The 18,033-nt window shown below is 49.5% G+C and carries 18 protein-coding genes; 1 reads left to right on the top strand and 17 read right to left on the bottom strand.

The genetic code is table 11. From position 1 onward, the window contains the following. The 17 genes from atpG to rpmH form a co-directional block, all read right to left on the bottom strand. Window positions 1–858 (bottom strand): ATP synthase F1 subunit gamma, encoded by an 858-nt coding sequence (gene atpG, locus L0156_22095; protein ID MCI0605688.1) that lies wholly within the window; start codon window positions 856–858, stop codon window positions 1–3. A gap of 5 nt (window positions 859–863) precedes the next feature. Beyond that, a complete protein-coding gene (gene atpA, locus L0156_22100; protein ID MCI0605689.1) occupies window positions 864–2,390 on the bottom strand; it encodes a F0F1 ATP synthase subunit alpha in 1,527 nt (508 codons plus the stop codon). Next, complete coding sequence (gene atpH, locus L0156_22105) at window positions 2,391–2,945, bottom strand: ATP synthase F1 subunit delta (protein ID MCI0605690.1); 555 nt, start codon at window positions 2,943–2,945, stop codon at window positions 2,391–2,393. Next, a complete protein-coding gene (locus L0156_22110) occupies window positions 2,942–3,520 on the bottom strand; it encodes an ATP synthase F0 subunit B (protein MCI0605691.1) in 579 nt (192 codons plus the stop codon). The genes atpH and L0156_22110 overlap by 4 nt, the downstream gene beginning before the upstream one ends. After that, window positions 3,517–3,963 carry an ATP synthase F0 subunit B gene (locus L0156_22115; GenBank protein ID MCI0605692.1) on the bottom strand — a complete coding sequence of 149 codons (447 nt, stop codon included), beginning with the start codon at window positions 3,961–3,963 and terminating at the stop codon, window positions 3,517–3,519. The genes L0156_22110 and L0156_22115 overlap by 4 nt, the downstream gene beginning before the upstream one ends. Further along, window positions 3,963–4,301, bottom strand: a complete 339-nt coding sequence (locus tag L0156_22120) for a hypothetical protein (GenBank protein ID MCI0605693.1) — start codon at window positions 4,299–4,301, stop codon at window positions 3,963–3,965. Before L0156_22120 ends, L0156_22115 begins: the two co-directional genes overlap by 1 nt. After that, window positions 4,291–5,574 (bottom strand): cation:proton antiporter, encoded by a 1,284-nt coding sequence (locus L0156_22125; GenBank protein MCI0605694.1) that lies wholly within the window; start codon window positions 5,572–5,574, stop codon window positions 4,291–4,293. Before L0156_22125 ends, L0156_22120 begins: the two co-directional genes overlap by 11 nt. 110 nt (window positions 5,575–5,684) lie before the next feature. Continuing rightward, on the bottom strand, window positions 5,685–7,124 hold the full coding sequence (locus L0156_22130; protein ID MCI0605695.1) for a B12-binding domain-containing radical SAM protein: 1,440 nt from the start codon (window positions 7,122–7,124) through the stop codon (window positions 5,685–5,687). A gap of 223 nt (window positions 7,125–7,347) precedes the next feature. Further along, window positions 7,348–8,193 (bottom strand): ParB/RepB/Spo0J family partition protein, encoded by an 846-nt coding sequence (locus L0156_22135; GenBank protein MCI0605696.1) that lies wholly within the window; start codon window positions 8,191–8,193, stop codon window positions 7,348–7,350. Then, window positions 8,165–8,944, bottom strand: coding sequence for an AAA family ATPase (locus L0156_22140; protein MCI0605697.1), 780 nt, complete (start codon window positions 8,942–8,944; stop codon window positions 8,165–8,167). The genes L0156_22135 and L0156_22140 overlap by 29 nt, the downstream gene beginning before the upstream one ends. 95 nt (window positions 8,945–9,039) lie before the next feature. Beyond that, entirely contained in the window at window positions 9,040–9,603 is a 564-nt protein-coding gene (gene rsmG / locus L0156_22145) for a 16S rRNA (guanine(527)-N(7))-methyltransferase RsmG (GenBank protein MCI0605698.1), read from the bottom strand. After that, window positions 9,575–11,425, bottom strand: a complete 1,851-nt coding sequence (gene mnmG / locus L0156_22150) for a tRNA uridine-5-carboxymethylaminomethyl(34) synthesis enzyme MnmG (protein ID MCI0605699.1) — start codon at window positions 11,423–11,425, stop codon at window positions 9,575–9,577. Before mnmG ends, rsmG begins: the two co-directional genes overlap by 29 nt. Continuing rightward, window positions 11,422–12,786, bottom strand: a complete 1,365-nt coding sequence (mnmE, locus tag L0156_22155) for a tRNA uridine-5-carboxymethylaminomethyl(34) synthesis GTPase MnmE (protein MCI0605700.1) — start codon at window positions 12,784–12,786, stop codon at window positions 11,422–11,424. Before mnmE ends, mnmG begins: the two co-directional genes overlap by 4 nt. A gap of 18 nt (window positions 12,787–12,804) precedes the next feature. Next, window positions 12,805–14,451: a membrane protein insertase YidC gene (yidC, locus tag L0156_22160; protein MCI0605701.1), complete on the bottom strand. Its 1,647-nt coding sequence runs from the start codon at window positions 14,449–14,451 to the stop codon at window positions 12,805–12,807. A 3-nt stretch (window positions 14,452–14,454) separates the two neighbouring features. Continuing rightward, window positions 14,455–14,679, bottom strand: coding sequence for a membrane protein insertion efficiency factor YidD (yidD, locus tag L0156_22165; protein ID MCI0605702.1), 225 nt, complete (start codon window positions 14,677–14,679; stop codon window positions 14,455–14,457). Then, entirely contained in the window at window positions 14,676–15,029 is a 354-nt protein-coding gene (gene rnpA / locus L0156_22170) for a ribonuclease P protein component (GenBank protein ID MCI0605703.1), read from the bottom strand. The genes yidD and rnpA overlap by 4 nt, the downstream gene beginning before the upstream one ends. After that, window positions 15,029–15,163, bottom strand: coding sequence for a 50S ribosomal protein L34 (gene rpmH, locus L0156_22175; GenBank protein ID MCI0605704.1), 135 nt, complete (start codon window positions 15,161–15,163; stop codon window positions 15,029–15,031). Before rpmH ends, rnpA begins: the two co-directional genes overlap by 1 nt. Window positions 15,164–15,295: 132 nt before the next feature. Between rpmH and L0156_22180 the strand changes: the two genes are divergently transcribed. Next, the gene (locus L0156_22180; GenBank protein ID MCI0605705.1) at window positions 15,296–17,998 is read left to right on the top strand and encodes a protein kinase; all 2,703 of its coding nucleotides are present in this window, start codon (window positions 15,296–15,298) and stop codon (window positions 17,996–17,998) included. Window positions 17,999–18,033: the final 35 nt, after the last annotated feature.

Raw genomic sequence — 18,033 nt, forward strand, 5'->3', positions numbered from 1 at the left:
CTAGGATAATGCTTCGGCTCCGCCTACCACTTCGATGATTTCCTTGGTAATTGCGGCCTGGCGGATCTTATTCATTTTCAGCGTTAATGCTTCGATCATATCTTTTGCATTGTTCGTAGCTGCATCCATAGCAGCCATGCGGGCGGCATGTTCTGCGGCCGCGGACTCCAGCAATGCGCGATAGATCTGGATCTCGAGATGCAGCGGCAAGAGTCTGTCGAAAATGGTAGCCGCATCCGGTTCATAAATGTAATCCAGTGTTTGTTCCGCAGTTGCTTCGGGCAATCTTTCCAGCGGCAGCAAACGCTGCACAACGATTCGCTGCTGAAGCATCGATTTAAATTCGTTGTATATCAGATAGATTGCATCCAGATTCCCTTCCAGATAAGAATGGATCGATTTTTGCGCAATCTCTTTCGCATGGTGATACTGCGGATTCCGGAAAATATTCAGGTAATGATGTGAGATCACATACTTCCGTTTCTTGAAAAATTCGTAACCTTTCTTGCCTGCCAGATGAAGAGTGAGATTGTAATTACGTCTTTCTTCCAGGAACAGAAGCGCTGCCTTGATTAGATTCGCATTGAACGATCCGCACAATCCACGGTCGGCAGTGACCACCATCAGCTCGACGTTCTGGTCCCCTTTCACTTTCAATAACGGATGGTTTTCGGGATTCGCGCGCGTTGCAAGACTCGTCAACACCTGCAGCATCTTTGCTGCAAAAGGTCTTGCGGCCATCATTCTTTCCTGGGAGCGTCGTAAACGCGCAGCGGAAACCATTTTCATGGCCTTCGTAATTTGCTGCGTGCTCTTTACGCTTCGGATTCTTCTGCGAAGATCAATGAGTGCCGGCATAATTTTTACTTTTTGTAGGTTTCCACAAACGTGGCTTTGTAATCGCCGAGAGCCTCGTTCATCGCTTTTCTTAGCTCGTCATCGATCTGCTTTTTCTGCAGAAGCATTTTTCCAAGCTGCGGTCGCTGATTGTCTAAGAATTGGTGCAGGCCGTCTTCAAATTTTCGCGCAGCCTCTATCGGAAGATCGTCCAGATAGCCGGCCGTAGCCGCGAAGATTGTCATGATTTGTTTGTCGGTTGTTAGCGGCGCGTACTGATTCTGCTTGAGGATTTCCGTCAAACGCTGACCGCGTGCTAACTGTCTTTGTGTTGCAGCATCCAGATCAGAACCGAACTGTGCAAAAGCGGCCAGTTCGCGGTACTGAGCAAGTTCGAGTCGCAACATACCTGCAACCTGGCGCATTGCTTTGATCTGAGCAGCTCCACCAACGCGGGAAACGGAAAGACCTGCGTTGATGGCGGGGCGGATACCGGAGTAGAAAAGATCCGATTCCAGATAAATCTGACCATCAGTAATTGAAATTACGTTTGTGGGAATGTACGCAGAGACATCACCCGCTTGCGTTTCAATAATCGGCAACGCTGTGAGTGAGCCTGCGCCCTTTTCATCATTCATTTTCGCAGCTCTCTCCAACAAACGGGAATGCAAATAAAAGACATCTCCCGGGTAAGCTTCCCGTCCGGGAGGACGACGTAATACGAGAGAAAGCTCCCGGTAAGCCGCGGCGTGTTTGGAAAGATCATCATAAATTACGAGTGCATGTTTTCCTTTGTCACGGAAGTATTCACCGATCGCGCAACCGGCATACGGAGCAATGTAAAGCATCGGAGCCGGCTCGCTGGCCGGCGCGGCAACCACGACACTGTAGCGCATCGCGTCGTTATCCTGCAAGATTTTAACTACCTGTGCGATCGTTGAATTCTTTTGCCCGATCGCAACATAAATACAGATGACCTCGCTGTCCTTCTGATTCAAAATCGTGTCGAGTGCTACTGCAGTCTTTCCGGTCTGACGGTCACCGATGATTAGTTCGCGCTGACCACGTCCGATCGGAATCATCGAATCGATCGCCTTTAATCCGGTTTGCAGCGGTTGATTCACGGGCTGGCGATCAATGACTCCGGGTGCAATTCGTTCCACGGGAGAGAATTCTGTGGCAGCAATCGGACCTTTCCCATCGAGTGGTTCACCGATTGCATTCACCACACGCCCAACCATTTCCTCACCCACCGGAACCGACATGATCCGCTTGGTGCGCTTGACCTGATCTCCGCTTTTGATTTTTGCGAATTCTCCAAGCAACACTGTGCCAACGTTATCTTCTTCGAGGTTCATTGCGATGCCGACAACGTTGTGCGGAAAATCGATCAGCTCACCGTACATGACCTTTTCCAAACCATGAATGCGCGCAATGCCATCTCCCACAGACAACACAGTGCCAACTTCTTTTACATCCAGTACTGTTTGATATCCTTCGATCTCCTGCTGAATGATGGATGTAATTTCTTCCGCTCGAATGGTTGCTGCCATCTATGCCTCCTGAATCTTCGCTCTCAATTGTTCCAGCTGCGCCTGAACGCTGCCGTCATATAAAGTCGTGCCAATGCGGGTAATGACTCCGCCAATTAAAGAAGGATCCACGCGATTTTCTAACTGCACTTTCTTACCTGTAAAACCTTGAAGTTTTTCCACCAGGCGGCTCTCCTCTTCTTGCGACAGTCTCTGCGCCGTGATGACTTCGATCACCATGATTCCCTGCTTCTCCAGGAATTGCTGCTCAGCTGAAACGATCACCTGATCCAGAAGATTCAAACGGTCCCTGTGGATTAACGTTTTTAAGAAATTGAAAGTCAGCTCCAGGTATTTGGCCCTGGCGCTGAGCTCCTTCAACACTCGCTGTTTGGCTTCAGACGAAATTGCGGGGTTTGCAAAGAGCGTCCGGAGATGAGGGGTGGAGCCGAGCAAGCCAGCAAAATTTTCCAACTCTTCTAAAACTGTAGAAAAATTGCGTTGTTTGATGGAGACTTCCAGCATGGCGCGCGAGTAACGGCGGGCAATGGTACTGATCAAAATATCTCTTTTCACTTTCCAAACTCTTCGATGTAAGTCTTGACCAGACGTCGCTGGTCTTCGTCGTTGATTTCCTGTTCAATGATTTTCTGGCCCTGCTGAACGGAAAGATCTGCAGCGTGCCTGCGCAGCACTTTGCGGGCCAACCTGACTTCGTTGTCCACTTCGCGGTGAGCCATCTCCACGATTCTCTGCGCTTCTTTTTGGGCCGAGTCAAGAATCCTTTTCTTTTCTTCTTCGGCATCTTGTAACGCCTGAGTTTTGATTCGCGTGACCTCCTGGCTCATCAACTGCATGCGTTGATCCATGGCCTGCAGCTGGCGTTCGGCTTCTTCCTTTGCTTCCCTGGCGCTTTCGATGGAACGCCGGATTTCGTCCGCTTCAGCTTTGAATTTGTCTTGAACACGAATAGATTTATTGAGAAACAAATAAAGGATGGACACAAGCGCCGCGAAATTTACCCACTTTCCAATAGTCTGCCAGATGGTCTCGTGGTGTTCGCCTTCCGCGCCGTGAGCCGCCTCCTCCGCAGCCCAGAGCGAGCCTCCTACAAGAAAAAGAAAGACAAAAACCAGAATCAGTTTTCTCATAAAGATCCTTTTCGTTGGATGGGTCTTTTTAAGATTTGTGAAGCGATTCGCGCCGCGAATGTCTGCGCCTGTGATTCGAGTGAACGCCGTGCTTCCTCTGTTTTCGCCCGGATATCCGCTCTTGCTTCCTGCAGCATCTTTTCAGTTTCCGAACGTTGATGCGCGACCACTTGATTTTTTTCTCCCAGTGCCGCCGTTTTTACTTGGGCAATTTGCTGATCTGCTTCGCGTCTTGCATCGCGTAGTCTGCGTTCAAACTCCAGAGCTTTCTCCTGCGAAGCTTTCTTGATCTCTTCTGCTTCGCTGCGGGCTCCACCGATTCTCCGATGCCTTTCTTCCAGCGTTTTTCCCAGGGGGCGAAAGTATGTCCGGTTCAAAATAAAAGTAAGGACGATCAAGAAAAAAACGATCGGTACAAAAGTCCAGTTGGGAAAAATCTCCATTATTTAAAGCCCTGCTCTACTCTTGTTTTCTCCGATGCAAAATCAATAAGAGTACTCATCACTTTCTTTCCATAACGAATCAAAGCCGAATCCCACAATTCATGGAGCTCGGGGATCTCGTGTTCGGCTTCAATCCTTAACGTAGTCACTCCGGCTTCCGATTCTTCCGTAACCTGCATGCTGACGATTGCATCCCCCTTTACAAAACTCAGGAGGATGCCGGCATCCATCGACCCCAACCTCGGTCCGGTTCCATATCCTGTCTTTTGTAATTCATCTTCAAAGAACAATCGAATCTCATCGAGCATCTCTTCAGAACCGCGAACTTCAATTAGCATGAACCATCCTTGAACCTGATTTTTGATTTCTGAAGGCCCGAACCAGAAAAACCGGCGCGAGCACAGTCGTGACCAGAGTCATGAGTATAGCAACACCAAACATGTCCTGATTCACCACACCCCGTGTTAAACCATAACCGGCAATGATCAGAGCAACTTCACCGCGCGGGACCATGCCCACTCCAATGCGGTATGCTCCCAGCATGTTGAAACCGCATCCCAGCCCGGCGATTCCGCAGCCCACTATTTTTCCTAAGATTGCAAACAACGAAATCACGAGTCCAAATTTCAATGCAGCACTCATTGCATCGATGTTGACCAGCATCCCGAGCACTACAAAGAAGACCGGAACAAAGAGATGATAAACCCCGCGCAGTTCATCGATCAATTTTTGAGCGATGGGTGTATTAGAAAATGCGAGGCCGACACTGTATGCACCTATAATCATCGCCAATCCAACCAGTTCGCATAAGACCGCAGCGATCAAACAGGCAAAAAAAGTTAGAACGAGCGCGGATCCGGATCCGCGAAACCAGGACCAGATTCGCGTGAGCCAGGGCGCCAGTAAAATGAAGAAAGCAGAAAGGCCAACCCAAATTCCTATCGCTTTCAAAGCGATCCAGCCAACATCTACAAGATTGAGAGTGCCGGATTGCGCCAGGTTCACAATGATTGCGAGCACTAGAATCCCCAGAACATCATCCACTACTGCCGCGCCAAGAATTGTGATCCCTTCCGGAGTGTCAAGCTTCTTGATATCACTGAGAACGCGAGCCGTAATCCCCACAGAAGTCGCTGCCATGATGGCGCCCATGAACAACGCAGGTCCATCCAAAAAACTGTCAGCAAAACCGAACCAGACTGTTGTCGCTGCGCCCAGGAAAAATGGGAGAACGATCCCTGCGCCACCCACAACGCTTGCCTTGCCGGCAAAGCGCAGGAAACTTGCAAGGTTCGTCTCCAGTCCGGCAACAAACAAAAGTAAAATGGAAGCAATCTGTGCGATTCCGTAGAGCGAAAGTGGAATCGGAATGTGAGATTGAGTTTCCAGCGAGCCAGCGCCAAGCGGCGGAAACAACGGTCCGATTCCGGGAAAAGCAATCGTGGCCCCCAACAAATAAGGACCAAACAGAACTCCCGCAATTAACTCACCCAAGACCGCAGGCTGCTTCAGAAATCTTTCAAAGATCTCCCCGAAAATACGGGCTATGAAAATAATAAATGCGAGTTGTAAAATGAGCAGTGTAATCTCGTGCGTGATGCTGTGTTCCACACTTCGCCTCGCATGAACGTGCTTTGCAAAGCAAGTAATCTAGCACACGCTAACTTATGCGTCAACGAGTCTGGCGTCGCGCGTCTGTGCGCGTCGGAGTCTTTGCGTGGTTAGGCGGAGGCAGGGGCCGGAGACATTGTAAGAATGCGGAATCCGGCTTTCACCTTGCGTCTTAGCTCAGAGAAGCTGCGCAACTGAACCATTTTCTTGAAGATGTAAGAAGGACGCGAGTAGAAAGAGCGGTACGCTTCCACAATCAACTGGTTCAGTTCCGCCTCACTCAAAACTTCTGTCCAGAACTTCGGCTTGAATTCCGGATTCGGGTTGAGCGCAAAATTCTTCCAGTAATCTTCTTTCAGCAAACCGCTGCTCAAACCCTGATAGTAGATTTCCGTAGCAGGAAATGGAGTGAGGATCGTGATGTGTGTGTAATCGGGATCCAGCGCCTGCATGAACTCGAAGGTCTGTCTGATTTCATCGCGGGTTTCGCTCGGAGAACCGATCATGAAATACGCAAGAGTATCAATTCCGGCTTCTTTCGTCATTTTAAAGACTTTCCGGGTCTCTTCTGTTGTGATTCCTTTCCGGAGAACCTTCATGATCCGGTCCGTTCCGGCTTCGACGCCGTAGTGAATGCGTTCGCAGTGAGCCGCTTTCATGTGTTTTAACAGATCTGCATCGATCGTGTTTACTTTTGCGCGGACATCCCAGCCGATATCCAGTTTGCGCCGCAGGATCTCATCGCAAATCGCATGAACGCGCTTCTTGTCAACCGTGAAGGTATCATCGTAGATTAGGAATTCGCGAATGCCCATGTTGATGCATTCTTCCATTTCATTGACGACGTAATTCGGAGAATTCGCGCGGAAGTTTTTGCCCAGATGCGGGCGATCGCAGAAACTGCAACGGAAAGGACAACCCCGGCTCGTGAACATCGTTGTGATCGGATCCCGTTTGGCCATGACCGAGCTGTACTTCTGGTAAGGAACAAGCTCGCGCGCGGGAAAAGGAAGCAAATCCAAATCATCATTCGCAAGAAGTTTACGAGTAGGAGTGCGGACAATTTTTCCATTGCGCCTGAAAACGAGGCCCTGGATCTTGTCCCATTCGTCAGGTTTGTGCAAGACTTTGATCAATTCTACAAAAGCGTGCTCCCCTTCACCGGTAAAGCAAAAATCTGCTTCCGGAAGGCGAATGGTTTCGTCAGCATAGATATGAATATGAGAACCGCCCCATGCAATGGGAATGTTTGGATGGAGCTCTTTTACGATGCGCGCCACTTTGATGCAATCCAGGAGAGTAAATGTCATCGCACTGATGCCAACCATATCCGCGTTTACATTGCGGATTCTTTCTTTCAAGCCGGGATAATCCAGCTCTTCGACCTGAGCATCAATGACTTCGACGTCACAGACTTTTTCTCTCCGGAGAAAAGCGGCTAAATAAAGAATACCCAGCGGGGGATTATGACCACGTTCTTCATCAACAACTGTAGGCAGATTCCCGGACAACGTCATGGTTGCAGGGGGATTGATCAACAGTACTTTCACAATTTACTCCTTGGATGCCATCAAAAAAGACGAATACTCATTGGCTATGATAGTGGATTCTCTCTTAAAAGTAAAACATTATAGAGGAGGGAGGGTCGAAGTCAAGGTGTGTAATGGCAGAGCATTTGCCCATACGGTCCGTCCGGATTCAATCACTGTGTGCCGTTTCAGGCAACAAAACAACATTTGCTGTGGCAAATGCTCTGCAACTACTTCATTAGAACTAACCTATTAGTTTCTCGTAGATCCGGATCAGATCGTCGGGATTTTCGTAGTGGATTTCAATTTTAGAAGGACCGATAAGGACCTTCGTACCCAGATATTCCTGCAGCTTTTGCTGGGCAGCCCGGACATTCGGGTCCTGTGCTGCAGTTCCGGAACCACCTTTCCTCTTCTTCCTGGAACCTTTTCCCGACCGGATTAGGCTCTCAACCTGTCGCACGTTCAGCTGTTCAGAAATGATTCTGTTTGCCAGTTCAAGCTGGTCCTTCGCTTTCTCCAGGCTGATTAAAGCCCGGGCGTGTCCCATGGTTAGTTCATTGCGTTCAATTTTTTCTTTTATTTCTGCCGGTAACTTAAGTAAACGCAGATAGTTAGCGATGGAAGACCGGTCTTTTCCCACGCGCTGCGCCAGTTCTTCCTGCGTCAGGTGAAAATCGTCAATCAGGCTGGCATAAGCAGTCGCCTCTTCAAGGGGATTCAGGTCCTGACGCTGAATGTTCTCGATGAGCGCCCATTCCAGAGTTCGAAACTCAGAGACGTCCCGCACCACCGCGGGAATTGTCCTCAGCCCGGCCTTTTTTGCAGCTCGCCAACGACGCTCCCCCGTAATCAGCTCATATCCGGTTCCGGACCGCCGTACAATCACAGGCTGGATCACGCCGTCACTCTTGATCGACTGAGCCAGCTCGTTCAAGGACTCATCATTGAAGTTCGTCCTCGGCTGATACTTGTTTGGCATGATTTCATCGATGGGCAGCTCCATGTACGTCTTCTCGGCAGCCCCTGCTGGAACCGACGGGAGCAAGGCGCCGAGCCCTTTACCGAGCGCTTTTCTTTTGGTTGCCATGGGCGATAATCTCCCGGGCAAGATGCAAATAAGCTTCTGCCCCTTTGGATTTTATATCATAGAGCAACACTGGTTTTCCAAACGAGGGAGCTTCCCCCAACCGGATGTTGCGCGGAATCATGGTTTTTAACAACGAATCGCCGAAATGTTTGGAGAGGTCCTCTCTCACCTGCCGGGAAAGATTTGTTCGTTCATCGTACATGGTAAGCAGGATCCCTTCCATAGCGAGTTGCGGGTTCAACTGATGCTGAACACGCCGGAGCGTTTCCAGCAAGTCGGCGAGTCCCTCCAGAGCGAAGTACTCGCACTGAATGGGGACGAGCACCGAATCAGCGGCGCAGAGTGCATTGAGAGTCAAAATACCGAGCGAAGGAGGACAATCGATCAGAGTGTAATCAAAATGAGCCCGTATCGGTTCGAGGAGTAGTTTCAGGCGCTGCTCCCTTTCAGGTATGGTTTGCAACTCAACTTCTGCCCCGGTCAAGTCTCGGTGCGAAGGCACCAGTTTCAGGTGTTCCAGCTGCGTCGTGATATAGAGCTCGACGAGAGGACGGGAAAACAGGAGGCCGTGGTAGATGTTGTCCTGATGTGTTTTGGAGACACCAAATCCACTGGTGGTGTTACCCTGGGGATCGAGATCCACAACGAGCGTTTCCCGCTCGGCCGCCGCCAGCGAAGCAGACAGATTCACGACGGTGGTGGTCTTCCCTACGCCCCCTTTCTGGTTGACTACGGCGATTACCTTTCCCATGTTCTAAGAAGAATATCATGAGACGAATGTTTTCACGTGGAACATTTGTTTGTAGTAGCCACTTTGGTCGCTGATTGTAGCGTATGAATTCGACGCTACGTACGAATCAATAAGGATGTCCGATCCGAAACCGGCAGGGAACGCCAACCTTTCTCTTCGACATCCGGATTTGCGAAGTGCATCAAGCTGCCTCCAGGAGAAAGAAGCAACGACGCTTGCGTCCAAAGCTGGTTCGAGAATCGGATGGCGCGGGTTGCAATCACGTCAAACTGCCGATCACTCACGGATTCCGGAAATTTCCCCCGAATTATCTCGGCCTTTACTTGCAGCTTTCTTACCACTTCCTTCTGAAATGCGACTTTTTTCTCGCGAATCTCGACGGAAGTCAAGTGAATGGAGGGATCGTAGGTGGCCCAAACCAGACCCGGAATGCCGGCGCCTGAACCAAAATCCAATACCCTCTTGCCGGACATTGGAAAAGCTCGAGCGGCCAGAATCGATTCGCCGATCAGCAGACCTTCCATTTGGTCTCGCGAACGAAGACCTGTTAAATTGATCCGTTGATTCCACTCGACGAGAAGATCCAGAAATAGGTTGAGTCTTTGGAAAACGATCTGGGGTAGGAGCCCCTCAGAGCTCCACTGCTTCAACAGAGCCATGGGTAGTTCTGTAACGTTTTTCGAGATAAATTCGGAGGAGGGAAAGAGCGGCGGGAGTCATACCGGAAATCCGCTGCGCTTGCCCGAAAGTCTGTGGTCGAATCCTCTCCAGTTTCTCAACGATCTCACGAGTTAAACCCGGAATGGAGCGGAAACTCATATCTGCAGGAATCCCCTTCTTCTCCCACTTCTTCATCTTTTCCGCTTCCAAAATCTGTCTCTGGATGTAGCCTTCATACTTGATCCGGCTCTCGATGGCAAAACGCTGCATCTTATTCAGCTCATGGAGCGTCTGACCCGATAGCTGTTCGACCAGTTCGAGACGCACTTCGGGACGTCGAAGTAGTTGCTCGGCGGTCTGGCCTTGCTGTTGATAAACGATTTTCGTGTTTCGCAAATGCTCCAGGCTCTTATTCAATGATTCCTGCTCTGATTCAAACCGTTCGAAACGTTGATCGTCGACGATACCGAGCCTTCTGCCATAGGGAGTCAATCGCTCCTCCACATTGTCCAGCCTCAGCATCAAGCGATATTCGGCGCGGGATGTGAACATTCGGTAAGGCTCTGCTGTACCTTTGGTAACAAGATCGTCGATCAAGATACCGATGTACGCTTCCCAGCGGTTTAAGACGAATGGCTCCTCTTTCCGGACCTTTTGCAGCGCGTTGATCCCGGCCATCATGCCTTGAGCTGCTGCCTCTTCATAGCCGGACGTCCCATTAATCTGGCCTGCCAAAAACAAACCAGGAATCTTCTTCGTTTCTAAGGTCGGATAAAGTTCGGTCGGTTGAATGTAATCGTACTCGACCGCGTAGCCCGGCTTGAGCATTTCTGCTTTTTCCAGTCCAGGCACCTCCCTCAAGATCAATCGCTGAATCTCCTCCGGCAACGAAGTGGAAAGTCCGTTGATGTAGTATTCATCCGTCTCCAATCCCTCAGGCTCGATGAATAGCTGATGCCGGTCCTTGTCCGGAAACTTTACCACTTTGTCTTCCACCGAAGGGCAATAACGGGGACCGATCCCGTGAATCTGGCCGCTGTACATCGGAGATCGGTCCAGATTCGCACGAATCAAATCATGGACCGCCTCATTTGTATAAGTGATGTGACAGGCTATTTGAGGCAGAAAACAGTTCTCGGTTTCCGGCGAAAAGAAGAATGGTTCTTCATCTCCCCATTGTTCCTGCAATTGGTCAAAATCTATGCTGTTCTTATGAATTCGAGGAGGAGTGCCAGTCTTCAGCCGACCCATCTCGAAGCCAAAATTTCGCAACGATTCGGAAAGGTGAGTGGCCGCTGGTTCCTGAATGCGTCCCGCCTGAATCTTCCGCTCGCCAATGTGGATCAGCCCGTTTAGAAAAGTGCCGGTGGTGATAATTACGGCCTGGCAGGATAACTCCTCTCCACCGAGCAATCGCAAACCCGAGATCGCATTCTTCTCCACGGCCAGTTCAGATGCGATTCCTTCTATCAGTTCCAGATTCGGGGTCGATTCGAGCAGGGAACGCATCACGTGTCTGTATTCTTTCTTATCAGACTGACATCTTGGAGACCAGACGGCTGTTCCCTTACTGCGATTCAGTAGTCGGAACTGGATCCCGGTGCGATCCGCTAACTTGCCCATGATACCGCCCAGAGAATCGATTTCCCGTACCAGCTGACCTTTCGCGACTCCTCCAATTGCAGGATTGCAAGACATTTGACCGATCGCATCCAGAGACATGGTAATCAACGCCGTCCGGACGCCGCCACGGGCGCAAGTCGATGCAGCCTCGCAGCCCGCGTGGCCGCCGCCGATCACAATCACATCAAAATTTCTCATTTGCCTATGCAAAAATTGCTGAAAATATGCTGGTATACATCTTCAATCGTAACATCGCCTGTAATTTCGCCGACTTTGCCAAGCGCCTGGTGCAAATCAACCATTGCAAACTCCTCGCTCATTCCTTTCTTGACAGATTCACCGGCTCTTCGAAGTGACAGCAGAGCCGATTCCAGGATCTCGCGGTGCCGGACGTTTGAAATAAGGAAATCCTCGCCGTTGAAACGAACACGCTCCTCCATATGTTTTTGAATCCGCGATCTCAGCTCCTGAATCCCATTTCCCGTCATCGCAGAAACCCGCATCGAGGCTTCACCAGCCCAATCTGATTCTCGAAAACCTGACAGATCAGATTTATTCCAAACAATAAACCGGTCCTTTCCCTCTGTTTCCTGCCATAGAGCCGTGTCCTGGTCGTCCGGCACACCGCTTCCGTCCAGGACAAACAGGATAAGATCAGCTTTTGCAATAACTTGCCGAGTACGCCTGATTCCTTCTTGCTCAATTTCTTCACCACTCTCACGAACACCAGCCGTATCGAGCAACTGAACAAGAAAATTCCCGAGGGTCATTCGCTCTCGCAAGTAATCTCGCGTTGTTCCAGGAATCGCCGTTACAATTGCACGGCTCTCCTCAAGTAAAGCATTGAATAAACTGGACTTACCGACATTTGGTTTCCCCACAAGAGCAACATGAAACCCTTCCCGGATCAGTCTGCCACGCTCAAATGTGCCGAGGAGTCCTTCAACCTGCGCGATCAATTCATTCAAGCGGCGGTTTGTTTCCGTTTTGTCAATAAAATTATAATGTTGCTCCTCGCTGAAATCGATATTTCCTTCCAGCAGTGAAATCAGCTCAATGAAGCCGCTCCTCAACTCTTGAAATCGTCGACTGAGTTTTCCTTCCAGTTGATTTAAGGCAAGCTCCGCCTGGTACACAGAATCAGCTGTGATCAAATCATTGACAGCGCCCGCTTGAACCAGATCAATCCTTCCGTTTAAGAATGCTCGATACGTAAACTCCCCGGGTTTGGCATGTCGCGCGCCGGCGCTTACCAAAGAACCGAGCACTTGATCCAGGATCAAAGGGTTGCCATGGCAGGTGATCTCAATCAGGTCTTCCTTTGTGTAGGAGTGCGGTTTTTGAAAATAGATCAGCAAAGCCTCATCGATTTCACGGCTTTGAGTAAGGATCCTTCCTAGCGTAGGACGATACGGCGTTATTGCGGAATCATTCCTGGCTACGAATACCTTAGAAGTAATTGGAAAAGAGTCGGAGCCGCTGATTCTGATGGTTCCCAGCGCTGAACGTCCATACGGTGTGGCGATGGCTGCGATGGTATCTTCCGTTTCAAACACCATAACGCGGGGCCTCGCAAATCAGGTCGCTTTCACAACGGCGGGAATCGCTTTTTGCTGCTGTTGTTGAAAATAATACTGATGCGAAATCGCCAGCACGTTGCTCAACAGCCAGTATAGAACAAGACCGCTCGGAAGGTTTAACGAAATATATGTGAACATGACCGGCATGATGTACATCATGTTCTTCTGCATTGGATCGGTCGCAGGAGTCATTTTCTGTTGGAGAAGCATCGTTGCGCCCATCAGGATCGGGGTGACCCAGAACGGATCCGGCCGGGAAAGGTCCTGGAGCCATAATGCAAAGGGAGCCCCGCGAAGTTCTATTGCATTAGATAGTAATTTGTAGAAGGCAAACAGAACAGGCATCTGCAATAACATCGGCAGGCAACCACCTAGAGGATTTACACCATAGCGCTTGTGAAGCGCCATGACCTCCACGTTCATGCTCTGTTTGCGCGGATCATCGCTTTTCATCTTGGCGTATTTTTCCTGAATCTTCTTCATTTCCGGCTGCATCTGCTGCATCTTTTTCATCGAAGCAAAACTCATTTGAGTGAAGGGCGTGAAGATAATCTTTATGACAATCGTAATGAGGACGATGGCCCAGCCATAGTTACTGGTGAATTTGTAACATTCACGCATGCCGAAGAAGAGCGCTTTGGTGATGGGACCAAAGAATCCGAAATCCACAGCATTCTTGAGATCCATGCCCAGTTGATCGAGAATGACATAATCCTTGGGCCCGACGAAAAGGGTCATTTTCAGCGGCTCGGCACGAACTCCCGCAAGCACCACGTTCACATTTTGCGGTTTTTTGTCAGCGGATACTTTTGCCATGTAGGTGTCGGCAGGTTGCGAGCCAGCATTGGACGGAATGAAGATGGCGAGAAAGTAGTTATTTTCGACGCCGGCCCATCTTACTGTGGAACCGATTCTTTGATACCCATCCTTCGGATCGAGGTGCTCCACTTTTTCACCCGTATTTACAAGTCCCCGTGAGGGATTCAGGAACGAGGGTTTGGAATAGCTGCGGACCGTCTCGATTCCAGGTGCCCAACCCACCTTTACCGGCAAAAATTGATTTTCCTGCTGGGCAGCAACAGAAAAGTCAATCAAATAGCTATCGGCGCGGAATTCGAAGGATTTCAAAAAGCTATTTCGGCCATCCGAAAAGGTGAATTCCATCCTTTGCTTGTCCCTTCCTGAAAGAGAAATGGAATCATTCGAAACAGAATAGACTGAAGTATTCGCCAATTTCGAAAGTTCTTTGTCATTCAATTCCAGCTTTAAAGGATGTTCCGTTCCGTCAGCCGATTGCGGGACCATTTCCAGAGACTGGCGATGATCATCCAGATAGTTCTTCAAGCGAAAGGAAGTAAGGAGGGCACCTTGATTTGTGAATTCGGCCCGGTAAAGCGGCGTATCCACAACCACCACCTTTGCCGGTTCCGCCGTTGTGGGAGTCGCCGGCGCTACAGAAGGCGCGGGAGCAGTTGGAGTAGGTGCGGGCGCTGGTGTCGTCGTGGTCTTTGAAGGAGTCGAAGGAGCCGGCGCCGTAACCGTTTTGCGAGGCAGTTTTTTCTCCATTGGCTGGAGAACAAATTGATAATAGAGAAAATAAAATAAGGAAAAACCAACTAGAAAAAAGATTAATTTTTTATCCATAATTTACCGTACCGGATCGAACCCTCCTTTACAGAAAGGATTGCATCGGAGAATTCGTTTGATGCCAAGATATATTCCTTTGAACGCCCCATACTTTGAAACGGCATCGTGAGCGTATTGCGAACAGGTCGGTGTAAACCGGCACGCCGGTATCAACAACGGGGAAAGAAATCTTTGATAAAACCGCAGAAGTGACAGCACAACGATACTTCCCGCGCTTTGATTCATCGCAAATGCCGCGAAACAACCTTTCGAAATTCTTCTTCGAATTCTGAACATCTTAGATTGAGAATCTCTTTCTCAGCAATAAAGATCAAGTCCACCGGCTGGCGAAAGTCGGTTTTCATCTTTCGGAAAGTTTCCCGGACCATACGCTTAATATAATTCCGTTTGGCAGCAGATCCGATTTTCGCTTTCACTTGAATTCCAAGACGGGGAAGGGGGAGGCGATTCGGTAGCGAATAGACCACGAAATAACGGGTACCTGTTCGTTTTCCCCTGGAGAAGACGCGTCTGAATTCAGTGGATTTTCTAAGTCGATGTTCTTTCGAGAAAGATTCGTCCCGCTTTTCGGGCATCAAACGGCCAGTCTATGCCTTCCTTTGGCCCGTCGTCTGCTTAGAACTCTTCTTCCGGATCGAGAACGCATCCTGACAAGGAAACCATGAGTTCGCTTCCGCTTCCGGTTGTTCGGCTGGTACGTGCGTTTCATGACACTACTGTCCTCAACATCAAAAATGAAACACAGATTATAGATAAGGGGTCTCTCCTTGTCAATGTAACGGAGGGGTGACCGTGTTATGATTGAGAGCGCAAATTATCACCCATCAGGAGAGTTTCACGTTTGAATTCCGCAAGTGTCCTCATTGTTGAGGATAATCAGGAATACCGGCACCTTCTCGAAAAGACGCTGAAAGAAGAAGGTTTCGACATTCAAACGGCGTCGTCTGCCGCCGAAGCGATTGAGCAAGTCCTGCGCGCAAAACCGTCCCTAGTGCTCCTTGATCTCGGTCTTCCTGGAATGAATGGAGATGAAATTTGCAGGGTGATTAAGGAAGACCCCTTTCTTCGCGATATCGCAGTGATCATACTCAGCGGTAGCGCTGATTTGGAACGGAAGCTTGCCTGTTTCGCGATGGGCGCCAACGAATATCTCGTTAAGCCCATCGAGTTGAGGGAGCTTGTGGCTCGAGTCAAAAGTTTTCAACGTCTAATCGAATCCTGGAGGGGAATCGCTGTTGCAACTCCGCAGCTTGAGATTCCCAAAACGGTTCTTTCTGAAAAGGAAAGAAGTTTTCCCACTGTGGATTTTATTGGAGCTCCCTCTTCCAGCGACACCGCTGTAAAGATTCGGCCGAAGTACGGCGTATACAGGATTGAGACGCTCATTGGAAGCGGAGCGATGGGGCATGTTTTCAAGGCCTATGATGAGCCACTGGAGCGTTTTGTTGCGATCAAAATCCTGTCAAGAAAGCTATCGAACTCCCCTGCATTTGTGGAACGCTTCCGCCGCGAAGCAAAAGTGCTTGCCGCCATCAATCATCCCGGGATCGCTTTCATTTACAGTTTCGGCGAGGAAGAAGGGGAACACTATTTTGCCATTCAATGGTGTTCCAATGGCTCTGTCGCGGATCTGATTAAAAAGAAGCAAAGAATCGATATTGTTCCCGCGCTCGATATCATTTTGCAAAGTGCGCGGGCACTGGAAGCGGCTTCCAAAAAAGGTGTTGTGCACCGCGATATCAAGCCGAGCAACATACTGTTTGATGAAAATCAGCAAGTAAAAATTGTGGATTTTGGTCTGGCTTTTTCCGAAAAAATGAATGTGCGTATCACGCAGGTTCAAGAGTTGCTTGGGACTCCGAGCTTCATGGCTCCGGAACAGGCGCAGAACGCATCCGTGGATCATCGCGCCGATATTTATTCACTGGGAATCACTTTCTTTTTCATGCTGTATGGAAAACTTCCCTTCACCGCAGCATCAGCAATAGAGATGGTGATCAAACACGCGTCCCAAATATTTCCAAATTATGAAAGTCTCGATCCCCTGGTGCCGCGGCAGGCGTACGACATCATCGCGAAGATGACCGGAAAGAATCCGGATGACCGGTATCCGGATTATGCAAAACTGATTCAAGACCTCGATAAACTCAGAAATGACCTGTTGAGTCAATCGCATTGGAAACTCCCGCGTGCCATCAATATCAGCGCGGTCCCGGTTTTGAAGAGCCAGAGTCTGTTCGACCTGATCACGGCGCTTTATTCAGAAACGCTGGCCGGCGTTTTGACTGTGCGATGGGCCGCTCTGCAGAAACGATTTCTTGTAAGGCACCGGGAGATCATTCTGTTCGAATCGAGCCAGCCGGATGAAAACATATGGAATTCCATGATTCAAAAAGGACTGCTGAAAAAAGAGGACTCGCCACCGAAATCCGAAGACATGGAAAGCAGCTTAAACCGCTTTCTTCTGAATCGCAGTTTTACACTCGCAGATTTCAAAACGGCTTACAGGGATCTGATGAAGGTAGCGCTGATGCAAGTTTTTTTCTGGCCCGTTTTTGAAGGCGAATTCGCGACCGGCTCCATTCAACAGGATGCTTTTGCCTCCATCCGGATCACGGAAATAATGCTGGAAGCCGCGCGGACCCTTGTCGATTTTGAAGCGGTCAAGAATCAGCTGCCGCAAAATTATTTTCTCAGCCGAACTGCAGATTTTGAGTCCATTCTTTCCACTTTGAATTTGAAACCGGAAGAAAGCTTCATCGCATCTCGCTTTGAAGGGGAAGATGCGACGCTTGAAACTCTTCAGTTACTTACCGGTTTGCCCGCGGAAATTGTTTCTCGTTTTGTTTTTGCGCTCGCAAAAATGGGAGCCATTCAGTTTAAGCCAACTCTCGAAAAACGACCTCCCCGAAGGCTCGAGACTCCGGCTCCGCAACCGCCACCCCCTCCTGCCATTCCCCCAACTCCGCCCATGCCTGAGCCCACAAGCTTGAACCGGATTAAGCAAATGCCAACAGGAAAATCGGATAGTGAACTGCTGGAGCGGCTCAGCGCAGCTCGAAGGATTATTCAACCCGAAGAAGAAGATAAACAGGGACGTGATGAAATGGATCGCTCCAAACACCAGGTACGATTGGAAGTCTTGAAATCAGACAAAATCGTTGAGATGGAACATCACGTAAGAGTTGCAGAACAGTTCTACAAACTCGCGGAAGGGAAGTACGATCTGGGAGATCACTGGAACGTAGCTCAACTGTGCAAACAGGCAATCAAAAATAATCCTACAGAACCGAAATACTACAACTTGATGGCCAGAGCATACGCGCAGCATCCGAAATTTGGAAAGGATGCGGAGCAATGTTTTTATAAAGCCTTAGAGATGGATCCGTGGAACCCTGACTATCATGTGGACCTTGCGCGTTTCTATTACACGAATGGACTTTCGAAAAGGGCACTGGCGCAATGCCAAAAAGCTGTCAAACTCGCGCCCCAACACCATGGCGCAAGAACATTGCTGTCAGAAATTTCGAAACTGGAGAAGTAGGGGCGACCCTTGTGGTCGCCCGCACGGGCAGGCAC

This window comes from bacterium (assembly GCA_022616075.1).
Classification (GTDB): domain Bacteria; phylum Acidobacteriota; class HRBIN11; order JAKEFK01; family JAKEFK01; genus JAKEFK01.